This is a genomic window from Granulicatella seriolae (genome assembly GCF_024543085.1).
In the GTDB taxonomy this organism is placed as follows: domain Bacteria; phylum Bacillota; class Bacilli; order Lactobacillales; family Aerococcaceae; genus Granulicatella; species Granulicatella seriolae.
In genome coordinates this window covers 171341-188379 of sequence record NZ_JANHNZ010000005.1, presented here as the reverse complement: position 1 = coordinate 188379, position 17039 = coordinate 171341, and the positions used below count along the sequence as shown (strand labels likewise).

Sequence of the window (17039 nt, the reverse complement as noted above, 5' to 3'; positions counted from 1 at the left end):
ATGGGTGTTAGGAAGTTCTTGCATATCTTCTTACCTCGTTTCTTGGTCGATTTGAGGTTAGTATAGCAAGAACTTTCTTTTTTTGCTTGATTTAACTTTTTTAACTAGCACTAAGGGTATATATATATATATATATATGGCAGTGCCTTTTCAAGCTTTTCTAACTCAATTTTCTGCATGAATTTACTCATATAATCCCAGTGTGGATTGCCATTAGAATCTGCTGGAAGCATTATTTTTTCTCTAGTAATTCTTTGGTCATTTATCTCTCTGCTGAAAGAATATTTTTCACTGATTCGATTAATCACTGTTGACATAAATAAATAGATATTTTTATCAGGGTTCTTCAAAGATAATCCAGTAACATGATCACTAGCAACATATTCATAAGCATGATAGAAACAAGAACCAACACTACCACTATTTGCCAATGATAGATTATTATTATAGCTCCTTACATTTTTAATATTCCCAATAAATGAATCCACTCCATTATTTAAAGCAGTAGAAGAAACATACGGAATATCACCATCAATGTGATCTGCTTTCTTAAGTCTTTTTCCTCTTTTTATTTCTCTAAAAATTTCTGTAAACGAAAATGTCTTCCACTCCACGTCTTCTAATCCTACTAAATCAAACGCAGTTTTCATCATTTTTTCTTCATAGTAGTCTATGATCTTCTGAGCTTGAATTCTTTGTTCTTGCTTGATGTAGTCTTCCATGAACTGCCAGTTGGGTTTATTAAATTCATCAATAGGCAACATAATACGAGTTCTGTTCAATCTTCCTAAGGTAGCTCCATTTCCACCCCAGTTAAATTTCTCCATCTGAATTTTTAGAAGGGGAATGATAAACTGTGCTACCTCTTTATTTAAAAACTCATTCTTTAGAACCTGAATGTTTTGTCCTGTGTAAAATGAATTAGGCTGATAGAAAACAGTCTGAGTATCTAACCCAATTGTAATTACATTCCCTTGATCCTTCTTAAATTTCGGGTTTTGTATGTCAGTTACGAATAAGTTTATGCCATTAGAAGCATCACTCCTGGTGATATATGGAATTGATCCCTCGCTTGCATTAAGCTTGTTCTTATCTATGCCACTTTTTGTAGATTGAATATCAAAGAGTCCTTCTTTGCCACCAATAAAAAAGCTTTCCCATTCATAATCACTTAATCGCAATCTACTCATCTTCTTCACCATCTTCTGCTACATATAATGGTTGCCAAGTATCTTGAGATGTTTGATAAGAGATAATATTTTTTTCCTCTTTCTTTATCTCTACTTCATCTTCAATGCCAAACAAATATCCTCTGCCATGGGTAATCATATTCACTTCAAAAGTAAGATAATCGGCTATTGTATTTCTAAAATCTTCTTCTGAAGGTATTTCATCATTGAAGTAATAGAAAGAATGCAACCACTCGTCCGTGTCTTCAACGGTTGTTTCAACACAGAATTTTGTAGGTGCTTCTATATGACCTTTCCAGACATCAAGTAGTTTTTGCTTTTTATCTTTTGCACTACCATCATCAATTAATCCTATATGCTTGCTCACTACATAACCATCATTCTCAAAGTTTATAAACTTACATAGCTTGCTCTTAGGATGAGGTCTTCCAGCGATAAAAATTCCAATACAAGGATTTGTACCCACACCATAAAAAGTGTTCTTATTCAAAGTGATAACACCCTCTAAAGTATGGTGTTTTAAAATATTTTTCTTAAGAGCCTGTTCCTCTTTTGTTTTTCCTGTAAAGGTTGATTGAGGAACAATTACAGCTACTCTTGCACCTTCAATAACTGATTTCAACAAGGTTTCAGTAAAGTTGATTTCATACAGTTTTGGATTTTGCTTTGAACCTTGTGAATAAGGTGGATTCATCATTCCAACCGTACAGCCTTTTAATTGTAACTGGCTTGGATTTTGTGCAAAGAAATCCTGATTCTCTAAATTACTCTTGCCATCTCCTCTTAAAATCATATTTGTTGTAGCAATAGTAAACATATAAGGTTGTTCTTCAATCCCAAATAATTGGTCTTGCCTGATTCTTCTTTTCTCTTCTTCATCATCAGTTTTTGAAAGCATATCATGCATAGCTGCAATTAAGAACCCTCCTGTGCCCTCTGATGTCAAGGTAATGTTATAAAAAAGAGCACTGATTTATTCAATGCCCTTCTCAATATTTAAGCTTTCAAAACCACTTCTATTTCACCACCACGAGAGACGATAACCTTATCAATATATCGCTCTACAATCTCCCTCGTGAGTGTGTCGGTCACCTCTAGCTTTTTGTATTCTTGTTCTTCTACTTCGTTTTCTATCATCTCAATATCCACATCAATCGAGCATTTCTTTGCAATGAAATCTTCTCTAGATAATTTACCAGTCTTGTACTGATGGAAGGCTTCTTCTTTTTCAGATTCTAATAAAGCAATCCGATCTAACTTCGTTGATTTCCACTGTGGTTCTTCCTCAATACTTCCTTCAGATTGAACTTTATCTTTCAGTAAGTTCCAAACCGTTTCTTCTATCAGTTCCAACTTCATCCGTTTTATTTCTAATTTTTTAGCCTTGCAAGTTCTACAAGACATATAGTTAAACTTTTTTATGCCGTTCTTTTGATGTCTCGTAGTACTCTCTCTTGCAAGAATATGACCACATTCTTCACAGACAATAAATCCTTCTAGTGGATATCTGATTTCTTTTAGCTTAGAATAGTCCATATTTTTAAACGCTTTGGATTTATTCTGTTCTCGAACCTTATCGAACATTTTTCTTGAGATAATTGCTTCATGATTATTAAATACTCGTCCCCAATCTTTTCTTGGAACTGGTATTGACTTTCCACCACTAGCAAATGATTTCTGAACCATGTTATAACAGTATGTTCCAGTGTAATTTTCATTACCCAGGATTTTAATGACTGTTCCATGCATCCAGATTGGCTCTTTATGGTTCTCAGTCGTTGTTGTCTTATAAGAGTAATCCATCCTCGAGGTTTGTTTCTTTCGTCTGTAAGGCGTGATGTAATTCTTCTCATTAAACAACTGAGCGATTTTTCTAGTTGGCATTCCTTTTAATGATAATTCAAAGGCTTCCCTTACTATATGAGCTACTTCATCATCTACGATTATTTTATGTTTATCATTTGGATCTTTGATATACCCAAATGGTGGTTGCCATGCCATAAATTTACCTTTAGCCTTCAAAGCGTTCTGAACTGACCTCACTTTTTGACTGGCATCTTTTGCATAGAAATCATAGAGTAAGTTTTTGAACTGGATATCCAGTTCTGTTCCATTCCCTTTTTCTTTACTACTATCATAATTGTCATTGATGGCAATAAATCGAACCCCCATGAAAGGGAAGATATTCTCAAGATAATCACCCATCGCAATGTAATCACGCATAAAACGAGATAAATCTTTTACAATGATAGTTTTCACTAAATTAGCTTTCACATCATTCATCATCCGTTCAAATCCAGGTCTCTTGGTATTTGAACCACTAAAGCCATCATCAATGTATTCTTCATAAGGAAAGTCCTTCAAATCACTTTGTGCTTTGAAAAATGAAGTAACATAATTCCTTTGAGAAATGATACTTTCACTTTCTTCTCTACCAGATTGTTCTTCTACCGATAAACGGAAGTACAGTGCTACTTTATTCATTAGATACCTCCGTTCTCACTAAAATCATATAAGAAATGAATCTCTATCTCAGTTTTTGAAATAACATCAATTCTTTCGATTAACTCCTTGATGACTTCAGCAGAAAGTTTTGTCTCTTTCCTTGCCTGAAAAATCGTTCTTGCAATTTTTCTGCTTTTTCTTTCATCTTTTTTAAGGTTTGAAATCATCATCTCTAGCCTAGAAATCTCCGAACAATAACTTGCATGTTTCCTTGATTCATCCTCCTTAAGCATGATGTATTTCGCTTTATCAAGGCTTCCTATGGCATAGCGTTCATATAAGCGAGCAATAGCAGCTTCCGATAAATCTTTTTTCATTGAAAGCTCTTTAAGTCCAGTCTCTGCAACTTCTTTCCTTCTCAAAAATTCATTTTTAATTTTCTCCAAGAAGCTCTTCTCTGAAATCAATTGAGAAGCGATTCCTTGAATCGTTTGAAGTACCATCGCATCTAAGTTTTCTTCGGTAATAAAGATATTCACTTTCTCTAAGCTTTTCCCTGTGAAATTATCCGGTTGGAAACAATAGAGTAATCTCTTTTCATTCTTCCCATAAATTCTTGTTCTTCGGTACAAGGCTCTTTCAGTATCCTTTAGAAATACAAGTCCTAGATAGCGATTTTCAGGGTCTCTCACTAAGTCATTCCTTTCAGAAGCAAAATAGTGATTGTCTTTACGTTCACGTCTAATCTTTTGAATTTGCTGAAACTCTTCATCCAATATAATCGCTTCATGAGCGTTTTTAGCTACAATCCAATCCTCTGGATCTGTAGAATGCTGTGTTTCTCCTTTGACGAGACTCTGCTTTCTTTTTCCTTGCTTGAGTGTGCCTGTATAGGTCTCATTGATTAGCATCTTTGCTACCGTGCCTTTACTCCATTCTTGACCATCTTCTGGTCGGTAAATTTCACCAGTTTTATGGTAATGAGTGGCTGTAGCAATTCTTAATCGATTAAGCTCAAGTGTAACTTCATATTGGCTTTTTCCTTCAAATGTCCAATCAAATATCTGACGAACGATTGGAGCTGTATCTTCATTGATGACCAGTTTCTGGCCCTTTGGTGTCTTTTCAATTTTATATCCATAGGGCGGAACCGAGCCAATGAAATAGCCTTCTTTTGCTCTTGTATGTTTGGCTGAAATAATTTTTGATGAAATGTCCTTTGCATACATATCATTGATGATATTTTTAAGCATGACCTCAAAGGACTTGTTATTATCCAGTCCATCTATGGTATCTAGATTATCGGTAACAGAAATAAATCGCACGCCCAGAAATGGAAATACTTTGTCTATCAGTTGTCCCATCTCAATATGCTCTCGACCAAGCCTGGACAAATCACGCACAATAATGCAGTTAATCTTTCCATTTCGAACATCTGACATCATCTGAATATAGGCAGGTCTTTCAAAGTTTGTACCAGAGTACTCATAATCTTCATAGACTTGAATCACCTGTATACCTTTGCTTTTTGCGTGTTCCTCACATATATAAGCTTGTGCTTTGGGAGAAGAAGATTTTTCTCTCCATTCTTCGTGTCTCTCACTTGAAAGCCTAACATAAACGCCAGCACGATAAACCGATTTTGATATTTCTTCTTTTTGTATTTCGTATCGTCTTGATGTTCTAGCCATGACATACCACCTCATCACCACTGACACGATTTAAAGGGAAGGCAATCAGTTTTCCTTCCTTTGATTTTTCCTTTATTTGTGCTTGCTTGATTAGTGTTTCCAGTGCATTCAGTTCATCCATATGGTTGAACACCACAGAGATTTTCTTCTCTTCACCTATCTTGATACGATTGACCAGATAGACTAATCGCTTGCGATCAAGCTTGCCATCTTCCTTTAGTTCATCTAAATCAATAAGCCACTGGCGATTGCGAATTTTCTCTTGAACCTCGTTCATTATTTTATTCTTGTTTTCTATTTGCACAGAAATTTCTTTAATCTTCAAAGCATAGCTTGCTCTAAATCGATTGAATTCTTCCTCCGTAATGAGATCATCTTCCAAGTCCATAAATAAGGATTGACGAAGTGTTTCGTATTTCTTTTTCTCTTGAAGCAGATCTTCTACCTCAGCTTTAAATTCAATCGAATTAAAATCTTGCCTTAAAGCATGGTGATAAATTCGTTCATTGTAGTGTAAGAAATCATTTAGGAGATGTTCAACAACATCCTTAAGCTCATCTTCCTTTACACTATGCCTAGAACACTCACCACTATCATTGTGGCTACCGCAGATATAAAAAACATTGGTCTTGTCTTTATACTTCACAACCCGTCTAATCATTTGCGAGCCACAATCTTTACAAAAGAGCATTCCACTAAAAAGACCTGGTATGCCTCGACTATTCACATCTCGAAGTAGCATTTCATTTGCGATGGCAAATATGCTTTGAGATATGATACCCTTGTGAGCATTTTCAATGACTACCCAGTCTTCCTTTTTTATATCGATTCGCTTATCACTTTTGTAGTTGAGCTTCATTTGTTTTCCTTGCTCTAGCGTTCCTATATAAACAGGGTTGCTGATGATTCTGTTAATCATCTTCGCATCCCATTTTTTGTCTTTACCAACAAAACCTACGCTGTCACCAAGTTTCTTTTCCCTGTGACGAGCAGGCGTTACTATTCCAAGCTCATTTAGGTACTTCGCAATGGAACTTGATGAATAGCCATCTACCTTCTTATTAAAAATGGTTTCAATGATTCCCTTTACTTCTTGGTCAATGATAAGTTGATATTTATCATTAGGATTTTTCTTGTAACCAAAAGGGGCAAACGCACCTATAAACTCACCCTTTTCTCGCTTCATCCGTTGAGAACTTTTCACCTTCATGGAAATATCACGACAATAGCTGTCATTGATAAAGTTCTTTATTGGTAAAACAAGGTGGGTATCATTTGCATCTGCATTCATTGAATCATAATTATCATTGATTGAAATAAAACGAACCTTTTTCTCTGGAAAAATCTTTTGGAGATACTTTCCAGTTTCGATATAGTCACGACCAAATCGAGATAGGTCTTTTACGACAATCGTTTCAATCTTTCCTTTTTCAAGCTCTTCCATCATTCTTTTAAATGATGGTCTGTTGAAGGTTGCTCCACTTACACCATCATCTACATACTCACATGAAATATTTAGCCCATGCTGTTTGCCATAGGCTTTTATGAGTTCTCTTTGACTGGAAATGGAATTACTTTCGATTTCTTCGCCATCATCTCGTGATAGCCGTAGATACATTACTGCTATTTTTTTCATTACTTTTCCTCCTTAAATCGTTACTCACTGCAAATGGTTATTTAAGGATTCAAAGCTTCCACATCTAAATCTTACCGCCCTTTACCTAAAATGTCAGCGGCTAATATTAGATTTGTGCGTACTCACTCAGCATGCAATGTTTGGTACACTCTGATAGTAAAATGTTGAGAAAATCTTCTTGATTCATCTCACATGTCACTTCAAATCCATTTATATAATCAACTAATATGACTTGTTCTAGTGTCTCGTTGTTTTCAAGGATCATTACTTTGCAACTCATAGCTTTTTCCTCGTTTCTATTAGTTTTGGTTTTTAAAATAAGTTTTTTGACATTAACGAGTGCTATGGGTTAGCTACATAGGAATCTCACCTCCGCCCCTGTTCAGATGAGCCGGCTTCAACTGTAGAAGTATCATTGTCCTCAAAGTGGTCACTGCGAATGAAAGTTCCCGACTTCCATTTTTCAGTCATCTTTTATCGCTCGCTTCCTTGTTTCCTCTGTCTGGACAAACAGGTATTCATTTTTACCAACTCGTGGTAGGAAGGTTTCGGCGAAGATGCATACACGCTACACTTTGATTAACGTCTCGTTATGGTCTATTCAGTTTTCAAGGATCAGTCCCTAATGGGAGAGGAGTCCTTTTTTTGTTTGCACTTACCGACTTGTCGTTTGGTAAAAAAGCAAAAAGGATCAAATTCCCCCTCACCTTTAGAGTGAAAATTCGACCCTCTTGAACACACCTAACTTAGAAATTTTCTAAAATTATTTTTAGTTTCTTTAGAATCTGATTCCTTTTTCTGATTAGGCTGGTTTGATGAAGTCCAAAGCTACTGGCAACATTCCTTGTTGTTTCATCACGGAAATAAAGGGCATCAATGATTTCCCTTTCTTCATTTGTTAGAGAAGCTAATGCTCTATTCAGTTCTTCAATTCTTTGTCGGGTTTCAACGAGTTTTTCTACATCGACATTTTGGTCAATAAGATTTCCCTCAAAGTTTCCGTCATGATCTAAGTCACAAAACAAAAGCAGCTGGTTTTCTCTATCCAGCCGCCTTTGATAATTCTCTTTATTTGTTTCATGCCAGTATGCTTGGTACACCTCTTTGCTTACTACAATTCGTTTTCCTTCAACGAAAATAAAATATTCTTTACTCATGGTATCCTCCTAATTAATTTCAAGTTTTGTTTCTGCTTTGTTCTTGAAATCAAAAAGGAGGAGCTCTGCACTGATACATAGTCCCTCCTGAAAAACGGCATAAAAAAAGACCCAGGATATTTCTCCTCGGTCTCTTGCCTTTCTTATTTAGTTTTCGGGTTGCCCCATGTTATCAGTCTATAGGTACTTCAGTACACATTCAATTCGAACGTACTCGGCAGCTGGTCCAATATCAGTCGGCATTCAATCTGCAACTACTTTGGCTTTATTTTCTTTTCCACCATTCGAGCCAGGTCCTCGGTTGTATAAATTGGAATCGTTGATTTTATCTCCTCATAATAAATCGCCTTAAGATTCTCTTCATGCAATTCCTGAATTATTCTAGGCAATTCAAATCCCCATAGGGAAACGCCTAAAAGAGTAATGGCTTCTCTTTTTCGCTGGTAGTAGCAGCTTCTTTCTAGGTTCAACATCTGCATACAAGCAGCATCTTTTGTTTTCATTTTTCCAAGATAGCACTGCATTAAAATAGCTGAATATATTTCTCCAAATTCTGGATAATCCTTAATTTTGACCAGAGACTTATCTATAATTTCAATTAGCCACTTTGATTCAAACAGGTGACTGACACCGCTCTCAAAGTCTTGTCTTTTAAACTCAGGAGCAAAAGTCGAAAGATAAATGAGTGCTTCATCTAAGTCTTTCCCATAGGTCTCTTGAGTCTCATAAATCATGGAATCAGCAGTATTCTTAAGTGACCAAACGACATTACGATATATCTCTAATAGAGCTTTTGATCGCTCGTAAATAGTAAGTACATCTAAGCTCTGTTCCTGGTATAGCCGCTCAATTTGCTTTAGTGTTTTAGTTTTTCTCAATTTTCTCACCTCTTAATTTTAAACTTGTATTATTGTACATGAAAGGATATAATATAGGTACTTAAGTTCTTATTAATGAATATAATAAACTATTTCACGATTAAAAACAAGTACTTAAGTTCCGAAATATTAAATAATAAGTACTTTGAAACTAACTAGGAGGAACAAAAATATGAATTTTGGAGAAAAACTAAAAAAATATCGCTCAGAGAACAAGATTACAAGGGAGAATTTCGCAAAGCAAATAGAAATAAGTCCAAAGACTTTGTACTTTTATGAAACTGGTCAACGCTTCCCTAAGAGTATGGAAACCTACGAAAAAATTGCGAAAGTAATGCAGTGCGATTACAACTACCTCTTAGAAAATGATGATATTTTCGTTTCTGAAGTTGCGAATAAATACGGTCAAGGTGAAGCTAGAAAGGCCCAAGCTTTAACTGAAGGTCTCGTTGCCCTCTTTGCTGGCGGTGAACTCTCAGATAATGATAAAGATGCTGCTATTCAAGCACTAACCGAAGCTTATTGGAAAGCAAAAGAAGAGAATAAAAAGTATGGTCGTAAGAACAAAAAGTAAGGTAGGTGTGTATCTTGTCAAATCGTTGGATCTATGAAAAGGTTCAATCTTTGATTAAAAAATACAAGACGAGGGACCCCAATGAACTTATTTGGTTTTTGAACATCAAGGTCTGCCCTCTTGAAGACACAAAGCACCTTCTTGGAATGTACCATGTCATACAACGCAATAGATTTATTTTCATTTCTACTGAGGTTGGAAGACAGAAAGATTTAATACTTGCACATGAATTAGGACATGATCAGTTACATCGTGACCAAGTCATTAGCGGAGTAGCATTCCATGAAAATGGTCTCTTTGTTGATAACTCAAAGAATGAACTTGAAGCAAATATTTTCGCAGCTCATTTGCTCATTGCTGATGAAGATATCATCCCACTTCTTCGTGGACAAATAGATGATGTAGACCTCTCTTATGAACTGGGAGTAGACATCAATCTGGTAAATTTAAAGATATCTGAAATGGTAAAACTTGGGTTACTTAATTTAAATGAATGTTGTGTTGAAAGACCTCGTGGGGACTTCTTAAAAAACTACCGACCAGATAAAGATGATTGGTCTGAATGCTAGGAGGCAATATGTACGCAATACTTTTTATGGTAATCGCATTCTCAGTTGTAGCTGCGATTACATTATTCAAATTAATTGCTGAACACTCAGTAAAAATTTCCGCCTATGCTATAGACTTCACACTAGTTTTTGGTCTATCGGCATACTATATCCATCAATTAGTGATTAGTAAAATGGTGACTGGCTGGATGGTTTATGTGCTAGATATTGGTGTTGGAATTCTTGCAACCTTAGCCTATGGAATTCTAATTGTTGTCATTCACAATAAGCTTCCAAAGATTAGTTCGGTGTTAAATTTAGTTATTTCAATCATAGGAATGTCAATCGCATTTCCTCTGGCACTTGATTTAATTTCTTCTGTTCTTAAAGTCTTTGGAGTAGTAAAAGAATCATTCACGCAAATTACTCTATTTGAAAATCAAACAGGAAATACAATCCTCAACTATGGAATCATTTTGGTTTTGGCTATCCCTGTTTATAGGGGACGAATGAAGTATCTGAATGGTGAGAACAAATAATTTTTAGAAATATTATTAAATCTACCAGCTGACATTTCTTGTCCTAAGCGGTACAATCTTGGTATCAACAACCGAATAACAGCTTAACGCTGATCTACAAATCATTCTTTTGTAGCAAGCACAGTAAGTGTACGGACACTTACGAAAAATTGATGGAGCAGGAACCCAACCCCCTGCTCCTTTTTTATATCAATTTTAACTTGTTAGGGAGAACCCTAAGACCCCGAAAAACATCATAAGGAGGGAAATATTATGGCGAATAGAGTACGAACAGAAAGACTAGAAATAAAGCTGACCAAGGAAGAAAAAGAGTTGTTTCAAGCAAAGATGAGACAAGCAAAATGTAAAAGCATGAACCATTTTTTAAGAAAATGCGTATTAGAAAAAGAAATTTATACCGTTGATTTAAAGCCTTTTAATGAACTACAAGGACTTCTTGCTAATGCTACAAGTAACATTAATCAAATTGCTAAACGTGTTAATTCTACGGGAGTTATTTATAAAGATGACATCAATGATATGAGGAGAGAGATAGAGCAGTTCTCAAAAGAACTGTGGCAGATTCATTCGCTACTACTCAATAGAACACAAAGAAACAAGGACGACTAAGATGGCTATCACAAAAATCCATCCCATAAAATCAACTTTGAATTTTGCCATTGACTACATCACAAACGCAGATAAAACAGATGAGAAGTTACTGGTTTCTTCCTATCTTTGCCACCCTATTTCTGCCCATACTGCATTTATTAAAACTAGGGAAGATGCAAACACAAGTGGATCAGTCATTGCCAGACACCTGATACAATCATTTTATCCAGGGGAAACAACACCAGATAAAGCTCATGAGATCGGTCTGGAGCTTTGTAAAAAAATACTGAAAGACGAATACCAATATGTGCTTTCAACCCATGTAGATAAGGGACACATTCACAACCATATCATCTTCAATAATGTGAATAGCAGGACTGGCAAATGCTATCAATCGAATAAGCGAAGCTATCACCAAATCAGATTCCAAAGCGATACTTTATGTAAAGAAAATAACCTCAGTGTGATTGACGAATACTATGAAGCCTATAAAAGAAAATATAAGACCAACGGCAAAAGCTGGTATGAGAATGAACAACATAAAAAAAGAACTTCTTGGAAAAGCAAACTACAATTTGACATCGATAGGTTCATCAAACAATCGAAAGACTGGAACGAATTCCTATCAAAAATGAGTTCGCAAGGTTATGAAATCAAGCAAGGAAAACACATTGCTTTTAAACATAAGGACAAAGAAAGATTCACCAGAGCTAAGACAATCGGCGAAGATTATACCGAAGAAAAAATTAAAGAAAGGATTCAAGAAGCTGTCAACACACGCTCAGAAAAGCCGAAATCAAGAGTTAAAAATATAATTGATGTTGAGTCTAACATAAAGGTTAAAGAGTCAAAAGGATATGAATTCTGGGCTAAGAAACACAACTTAAAGGTAATGGCAGACTCGGTTCTTTTTCTCCGAGAGCAAGGCATTAAGTCCGTTGCTCAACTAGATGTACTCATCCAAGAACAAGCCGATAACCGACAAGAATTACAAGAAAAGATTAAATCGATTGATGATAAATCTACCCAGCTATCAGCGGTCATGGAGCATGCTCACACCATTAAGCAGTTCAAGGAAATATACAAATATCACAAAGAAAACCCAAATGATACGCAATTTGAAAACGAGTATTCAAGAGAAATTGCTTTGTACAAAGTGGCTGCAACTGAACTACTGGAAACTTATAAAAAACTACCAGATACAAAAGAGATACTAACTGAATTAGATGTACTTCAAGAAAAAAAGAATACCCTGATGAAAGAGTATTCTGATTCAAAAACCAATATGGATGACCTGTTCACCATCCGTAAAAACTTTGAGCAATACATGGGGAAAGAGATGGAGAGATAGTTCTACTGTCTCCCTTTTTCTCATTCGTAAATTTTATTTTCAAAAATGAGCCACTTGATTTATTTAAGCACCTTATTGGCATAAGCTGGCTATTATATTCTTTTAACTTTACCTTTCAAGTATACTATTCCTGAGCATAAACACCGAGCAGGAGGTTTTTCAAAATGAAAGAACGAAAACTTAAAGTCACCTATGCACCTGGTGCAAAATATAAAGAACAAATCCCTCGCATTGTTCTGCAAGGGAAATGGTTGAAAGATCTTGGTTTTGAGGTTGGTGAGCATGTTATTGTAAGAGAATCATGCTCTGATGAAAATTCAATAATATTAGAACTTCACCTAGTTCTTAGGCAATAAAACAACTTTCTCACAAAACTTTATAAGCCTTATTAAACTTCCTATCGTTTTGAGATTCTTGTTGAAACACGTTAATTGTTTCAACATTTCCTCTATGTCCAATAGAAAATACTTGTTTAGATATTGCTAAGCAATGTTTGGGATTGATTGTTGAAAAAATATTTAAAACTGAATTCGCCGGAAGCTTATTAATCTCTATTGCTAAGGCATCAACAAACTTTGAATTAAATTTTCTAACACCTTCAAATTCCTTTTTATATCTGGATATTTTTATACAAGGTAGATCCATTTTTTCATCTGGTAATTGCCCCAAATTAATACTATAGGTATCCTCTAAAATGATATTGTACTCTCTTGTCTCCACATCAATCCCGAACTCGCTATATTCAACTATAGCATCTGTATCTTCGCAATCTAGATTTAATTCTTCAACAACATAGTCATCAAACACATCATTTATAGCTAGTTTAAACTGCATATAAATTGGCACACTAATTAAGCTGCATTTTGAGTATCCTAGGATCTTAGAACAAAACCAATACCATGAATAACTATGATTATGATATTGGGATCCTTTATTAAAAGTTTTTTCTTTGTTTTTAGCTCTAACAAATTTAAATAATATCAAAAGGAATAGTAATGCTGCTATTACAAAATTACCAGCTTTTCCCAAATAGTAGTATTTAATATTGTTAAAATCAATTTCTTGATTTCTAAAAATTAAGGAAATAACATTAGAAACATCCAAAATATAAACAGCTGGAAAGCATAAAATTAGAAGTATAATTTGTAGTATTTCTCTTCTTGAATCAGTTATTTTTTTCATCTAGTTTATGCTCCTTCCAGTAAAACGTGTTGATTAGAGTAATCTTTCCATCCTTGTCATATTGCCAAATTCGATAAGCATCTATACCTATTATCACATGGTAGAAGTATTCAACATTTTTTGAGTCTTTAGCAATCCGTTCCCAATTTTTTAAGTCTATTCCAGAATAGTTTGGAATTTTTTCTGGATGAGTATGCCATTCTCCGATATAACGATGAATTTGACGAGATTCATCGTATATCCTGTTAAACAGAGTTACATGACCTTTATCTTTTCTATGAAATCTATATTTTCTCCTGATATCTCTTTTAAGTGGCTCTGTTGCACTTATAAATACTAAATCATTATTTGACAGATTCTCCTTACCTATTATTATTCCACCAGCTTCCAATGAGCCACAACCTTTTTGAATATACTTTTCAAAAATAGAAATAACAAGTGGGGAAATCTTAATTTTTATTTCTGGCTCTTTTATATCATTTACCTCCACATATATCACAGCATTTATTGACCAAGTCTCTTCCATAAGTGATTTTTATTATTTCATTCTGGCTTTGATATACATCTGATACCTTCAAACCCGCTTGCTCAAAATAATACTTATCACCCTTCTGAGAATATAGAGCATTGTCCATCAATCTTCCCGTAGCAACTTCCTTTAACACATTTATGAATAGTAAGCTTGTTTGTACCGAAATTAATGAGCCATATGGAATATATGAGCCTTGGCAGCCTAGATTAGATTTTACTATTTTTTGACCTTTCTCAGTATATGCACTTTTATCAAATAGTTCTCCATTTTCATCTCTAGCAAACAGGCAGCCATAACAAGATTCCAAGTTTAAATCAAAAAATCCGACATGAGATCCAATATCTAATGGTTCATTCCATAAATAAAAAACTGGTGTCTTAATATTATTTTCATGTATATAGTAATTTATCCACCGATTCAATATCGCATCGCCCGTTGCAGCGATTATATAATCATACTCACTTAGTTCAATTGAACCATCTTCAACAAGCTCTTCAATCCGATCATCTAATGTATTAATGTTCAAATCTGGAAGCATATTCTTCCCATATATCCTAAGTGCTTCTGCTTTATATCCATGTTTAATTGATTCAATCCCCAGTAAATGCCTATAAATATTCTCCGCCTTCAGCTTATCATGGTCAACGAGAGTAATTTTATTTACACCAGACTTGATAAGGTTTTGGAATACATAGCTTCCAATAGAACCACACCCCACTAACAAGAAATTTTTATTCGAAAGGACGTTTTTACTTTCTGATGTTCTTCCAAGTAGATATTCGGTATCTAGTCTTTCGCAGATGAGAGGAATAATTTGCTTGACACTCTTTAGTTCAATCTCATCATTAACAATATTAAACTCACAGTTTTCCAAGATTACTGCAAACACATTTATAATTCCATTGGGTTGGTTAATTCCAAATACGATCAAGGATGAATTCATATTGGGATTATATTTGCAGTCTCTGATTGAACCACTCTTGAAAATCCGATTTAGATACTCTTTAGTTATCGGCAAAGAATAATTTGGTGGCAATATTGCTTCATCAGGACTTGAATAAAAGTACAATGCATTTTTTTGCGTTACACTCCCATATCCCCATTTATCAAAATCACTTGCTCTAGTTGAAGCAAAAAAAGTTAATACTTCAGTTCTCTTTTTATAGTCAGCATGTTTTTCGTTTTTACGTTGAACTTTACTTGGATTACTTGTTGGGCAAAACTTAATTTTCTGCGTTTTCTTTTCATTTGGTAATACAACTTTCAACATTTTTTTGTTTTTTATATTACCAATATACGAATCAAATTCATCAATAAAATCGTTAGAATTTGCATTTTGAAGTCCTAACTCTATTATATCTTTTGCACGTTCAATACATTGATCTAATATACCAAATAAAACCCAATCGATTACTGAGGCTTCTAAATCAAAAAGACATATTTTTCCATTACTTTCCAAATGTGGGATGAACGGTAATTCAGGCTCAACAATATATATATCTACCAGTCTGATTCTCCATTGCCAAGGGATTCCTATTACTATGGAAAATATACCGTTAGATGTAGATAGCTTTCCGTTCACCACGTATTCATAAGATATTCCTTCGAAAGTCGTCTCATTTCTAATTTGGCACTCCGACAGATTGCTATTGTCCAATAAGTGATTATACAAGGCTTCTCTATTCAATATCATGCTACATACCAGATGAGCTGGAAGATGGAATATAATTCAACTGATGCTTAGCTACTTCCGTTTCATCTGGAACTTCAAAATCATCACCGAATATTTTATTCAGTTTTTTACATTTTTCATATTCATCAATTTCATTGTTTACCGCTTCCAGGTCTGATTTAAATTTGCTAATTTTATCTTTAAAATCTGTCATCTGACCATCTGTCATTTTTTCAAAAACATCATTTGGCGTCTCAAAATTTAAAGTCCAAGGTAAAGATAATTCAATTCTGTATAGTGATCTGTAATCATCATTTGTACCTACAAAAACAAAGGCACGTTCAATCGCACTCACCACATTTATTAATTCATCTAAATCCTCATTTTTATAAATAAAATTATCAACAGCAAGTAGTGTCAAACCAATACTAGCTGGTGAAATATGACCTAAGTCAGAAAATCTTCTATTCTTCCATTTTTTTAGATAACGCACGACTCTCCTGAATTGATCTCGTTCTGCTTCGTTTAAAATTTCAGTATTGATATAATTGACTAACCCTTTAGGATCTGCCTTTTCCCATTTTATCGAATCAGTATTAGTGGAGATTCCCTTAGCGATGTATAATTGACTGCTTTTATCGTAAGAGTTTTCATAAGCATATACAACCAAATCAACATGATATGCTATTTCTCCACCTTTTTTATAAGTGACTGTCACGCATGGTTTCTTAATTTCAGCTCCATAGTCAGTGTGGTTAACTAGCAAATTGTGAATTTTATTCTTCAGTTCCATCGGTATAAAGTCAGCCTTATTAACGTTAAACAATAACGCAACATCTATATCGTACTCTTTCCCTTCTTCGGGTTTTATTCCTGTACGCATTATGTAACTACCTTGGTTATACACATCGAACGAAGGGATATCAGCATCATCTTTCAAAATCCCTATCAAAATATCTCTTTTTTCTGCTAATTCTTTTTTTGACTTATAGCCCGCCTTAATGTTATCGTTGAATTTCTCAAATTGTGTTTGTACGCTCATTTTTTGCCTCC

17 protein-coding genes and 1 pseudogene are annotated in these 17039 nt (G+C 34.7%); 6 read left to right on the top strand and 12 right to left on the bottom strand.

What is annotated here, in order from left to right:
* Positions 1 to 110 precede the first annotated feature (110 nt).
* The 8 genes and pseudogenes from NPA36_RS06800 to NPA36_RS06765 all read right to left on the bottom strand — a co-directional run bounded on the left by NPA36_RS06800 (position 111) and on the right by NPA36_RS06765 (position 8997).
* Positions 111 to 1190, bottom strand: a complete 1080-nt coding sequence (locus tag NPA36_RS06800) for a restriction endonuclease subunit S (RefSeq protein ID WP_256945365.1) — start codon at positions 1188 to 1190, stop codon at positions 111 to 113.
* Positions 1183 to 2124, bottom strand: a pseudogene (locus NPA36_RS06795) (HsdM family class I SAM-dependent methyltransferase); the annotation flags it as partial. The gene NPA36_RS06800 and the pseudogene NPA36_RS06795, both read right to left, overlap by 8 nt.
* 62 nt (positions 2125 to 2186) lie before the next feature.
* Complete coding sequence (locus NPA36_RS06790; RefSeq protein WP_256945363.1) at positions 2187 to 3674, bottom strand: recombinase family protein; 1488 nt, start codon at positions 3672 to 3674, stop codon at positions 2187 to 2189.
* A complete protein-coding gene (locus NPA36_RS06785) occupies positions 3674 to 5326 on the bottom strand; it encodes a recombinase family protein (protein ID WP_256945362.1) in 1653 nt (550 codons plus the stop codon). Before NPA36_RS06785 ends, NPA36_RS06790 begins: the two co-directional genes overlap by 1 nt.
* Complete coding sequence (locus tag NPA36_RS06780) at positions 5319 to 6962, bottom strand: recombinase family protein (protein WP_256945361.1); 1644 nt, start codon at positions 6960 to 6962, stop codon at positions 5319 to 5321. The genes NPA36_RS06785 and NPA36_RS06780 overlap by 8 nt, the downstream gene beginning before the upstream one ends.
* A 106-nt stretch (positions 6963 to 7068) precedes the next feature.
* Positions 7069 to 7242, bottom strand: a complete 174-nt coding sequence (locus NPA36_RS06775) for a hypothetical protein (protein ID WP_256945360.1) — start codon at positions 7240 to 7242, stop codon at positions 7069 to 7071.
* Positions 7243 to 7708: 466 nt separating this feature from the next.
* On the bottom strand, positions 7709 to 8119 hold the full coding sequence (locus tag NPA36_RS06770) for a sigma-70 RNA polymerase sigma factor region 4 domain-containing protein (RefSeq protein ID WP_256945359.1): 411 nt from the start codon (positions 8117 to 8119) through the stop codon (positions 7709 to 7711).
* A 254-nt stretch (positions 8120 to 8373) separates the two neighbouring features.
* Complete coding sequence (locus NPA36_RS06765; RefSeq protein ID WP_256945358.1) at positions 8374 to 8997, bottom strand: hypothetical protein; 624 nt, start codon at positions 8995 to 8997, stop codon at positions 8374 to 8376.
* 172 nt (positions 8998 to 9169) lie between these two features.
* Here NPA36_RS06765 and NPA36_RS06760 point away from each other — a divergent pair, with 172 nt between their 5' ends.
* From NPA36_RS06760 to NPA36_RS06735, 6 genes are all read left to right on the top strand, one after another.
* Positions 9170 to 9571, top strand: a complete 402-nt coding sequence (locus tag NPA36_RS06760; protein WP_256945357.1) for a helix-turn-helix domain-containing protein — start codon at positions 9170 to 9172, stop codon at positions 9569 to 9571.
* A 14-nt stretch (positions 9572 to 9585) separates the two neighbouring features.
* A complete protein-coding gene (locus NPA36_RS06755) occupies positions 9586 to 10140 on the top strand; it encodes an ImmA/IrrE family metallo-endopeptidase (RefSeq protein WP_025434837.1) in 555 nt (184 codons plus the stop codon).
* Between the two features lie 8 nt (positions 10141 to 10148).
* Positions 10149 to 10658 carry a hypothetical protein gene (locus NPA36_RS06750; RefSeq protein ID WP_256945355.1) on the top strand — a complete coding sequence of 170 codons (510 nt, stop codon included), beginning with the start codon at positions 10149 to 10151 and terminating at the stop codon, positions 10656 to 10658.
* A gap of 252 nt (positions 10659 to 10910) precedes the next feature.
* The gene (locus tag NPA36_RS06745) at positions 10911 to 11267 is read left to right on the top strand and encodes a plasmid mobilization protein (protein WP_256945354.1); all 357 of its coding nucleotides are present in this window, start codon (positions 10911 to 10913) and stop codon (positions 11265 to 11267) included.
* 1 nt (position 11268) lies between these two features.
* Positions 11269 to 12600: a relaxase/mobilization nuclease domain-containing protein gene (locus NPA36_RS06740; RefSeq protein ID WP_256945353.1), complete on the top strand. Its 1332-nt coding sequence runs from the start codon at positions 11269 to 11271 to the stop codon at positions 12598 to 12600.
* Between the two features lie 164 nt (positions 12601 to 12764).
* On the top strand, positions 12765 to 12956 hold the full coding sequence (locus NPA36_RS06735) for a type I toxin-antitoxin system SymE family toxin (protein ID WP_256945352.1): 192 nt from the start codon (positions 12765 to 12767) through the stop codon (positions 12954 to 12956).
* Positions 12957 to 12966: 10 nt separating this feature from the next.
* On the opposite strand, the gene NPA36_RS06730 is transcribed toward NPA36_RS06735, so the two are convergent.
* Genes NPA36_RS06730 through NPA36_RS06715 form a run of 4 tightly spaced genes read right to left on the bottom strand, consistent with a single transcriptional unit; the run spans position 12967 to position 17028 of the window.
* Complete coding sequence (locus NPA36_RS06730; RefSeq protein WP_256945351.1) at positions 12967 to 13782, bottom strand: hypothetical protein; 816 nt, start codon at positions 13780 to 13782, stop codon at positions 12967 to 12969.
* Positions 13766 to 14272: a Mov34/MPN/PAD-1 family protein gene (locus tag NPA36_RS06725; protein WP_256945350.1), complete on the bottom strand. Its 507-nt coding sequence runs from the start codon at positions 14270 to 14272 to the stop codon at positions 13766 to 13768. Before NPA36_RS06725 ends, NPA36_RS06730 begins: the two co-directional genes overlap by 17 nt.
* Complete coding sequence (locus NPA36_RS06720; RefSeq protein ID WP_256945349.1) at positions 14259 to 16001, bottom strand: ThiF family adenylyltransferase; 1743 nt, start codon at positions 15999 to 16001, stop codon at positions 14259 to 14261. Before NPA36_RS06720 ends, NPA36_RS06725 begins: the two co-directional genes overlap by 14 nt.
* A gap of 7 nt (positions 16002 to 16008) precedes the next feature.
* Positions 16009 to 17028: a nucleotidyltransferase domain-containing protein gene (locus tag NPA36_RS06715; protein ID WP_256945348.1), complete on the bottom strand. Its 1020-nt coding sequence runs from the start codon at positions 17026 to 17028 to the stop codon at positions 16009 to 16011.
* Positions 17029 to 17039 lie beyond the last annotated feature (11 nt).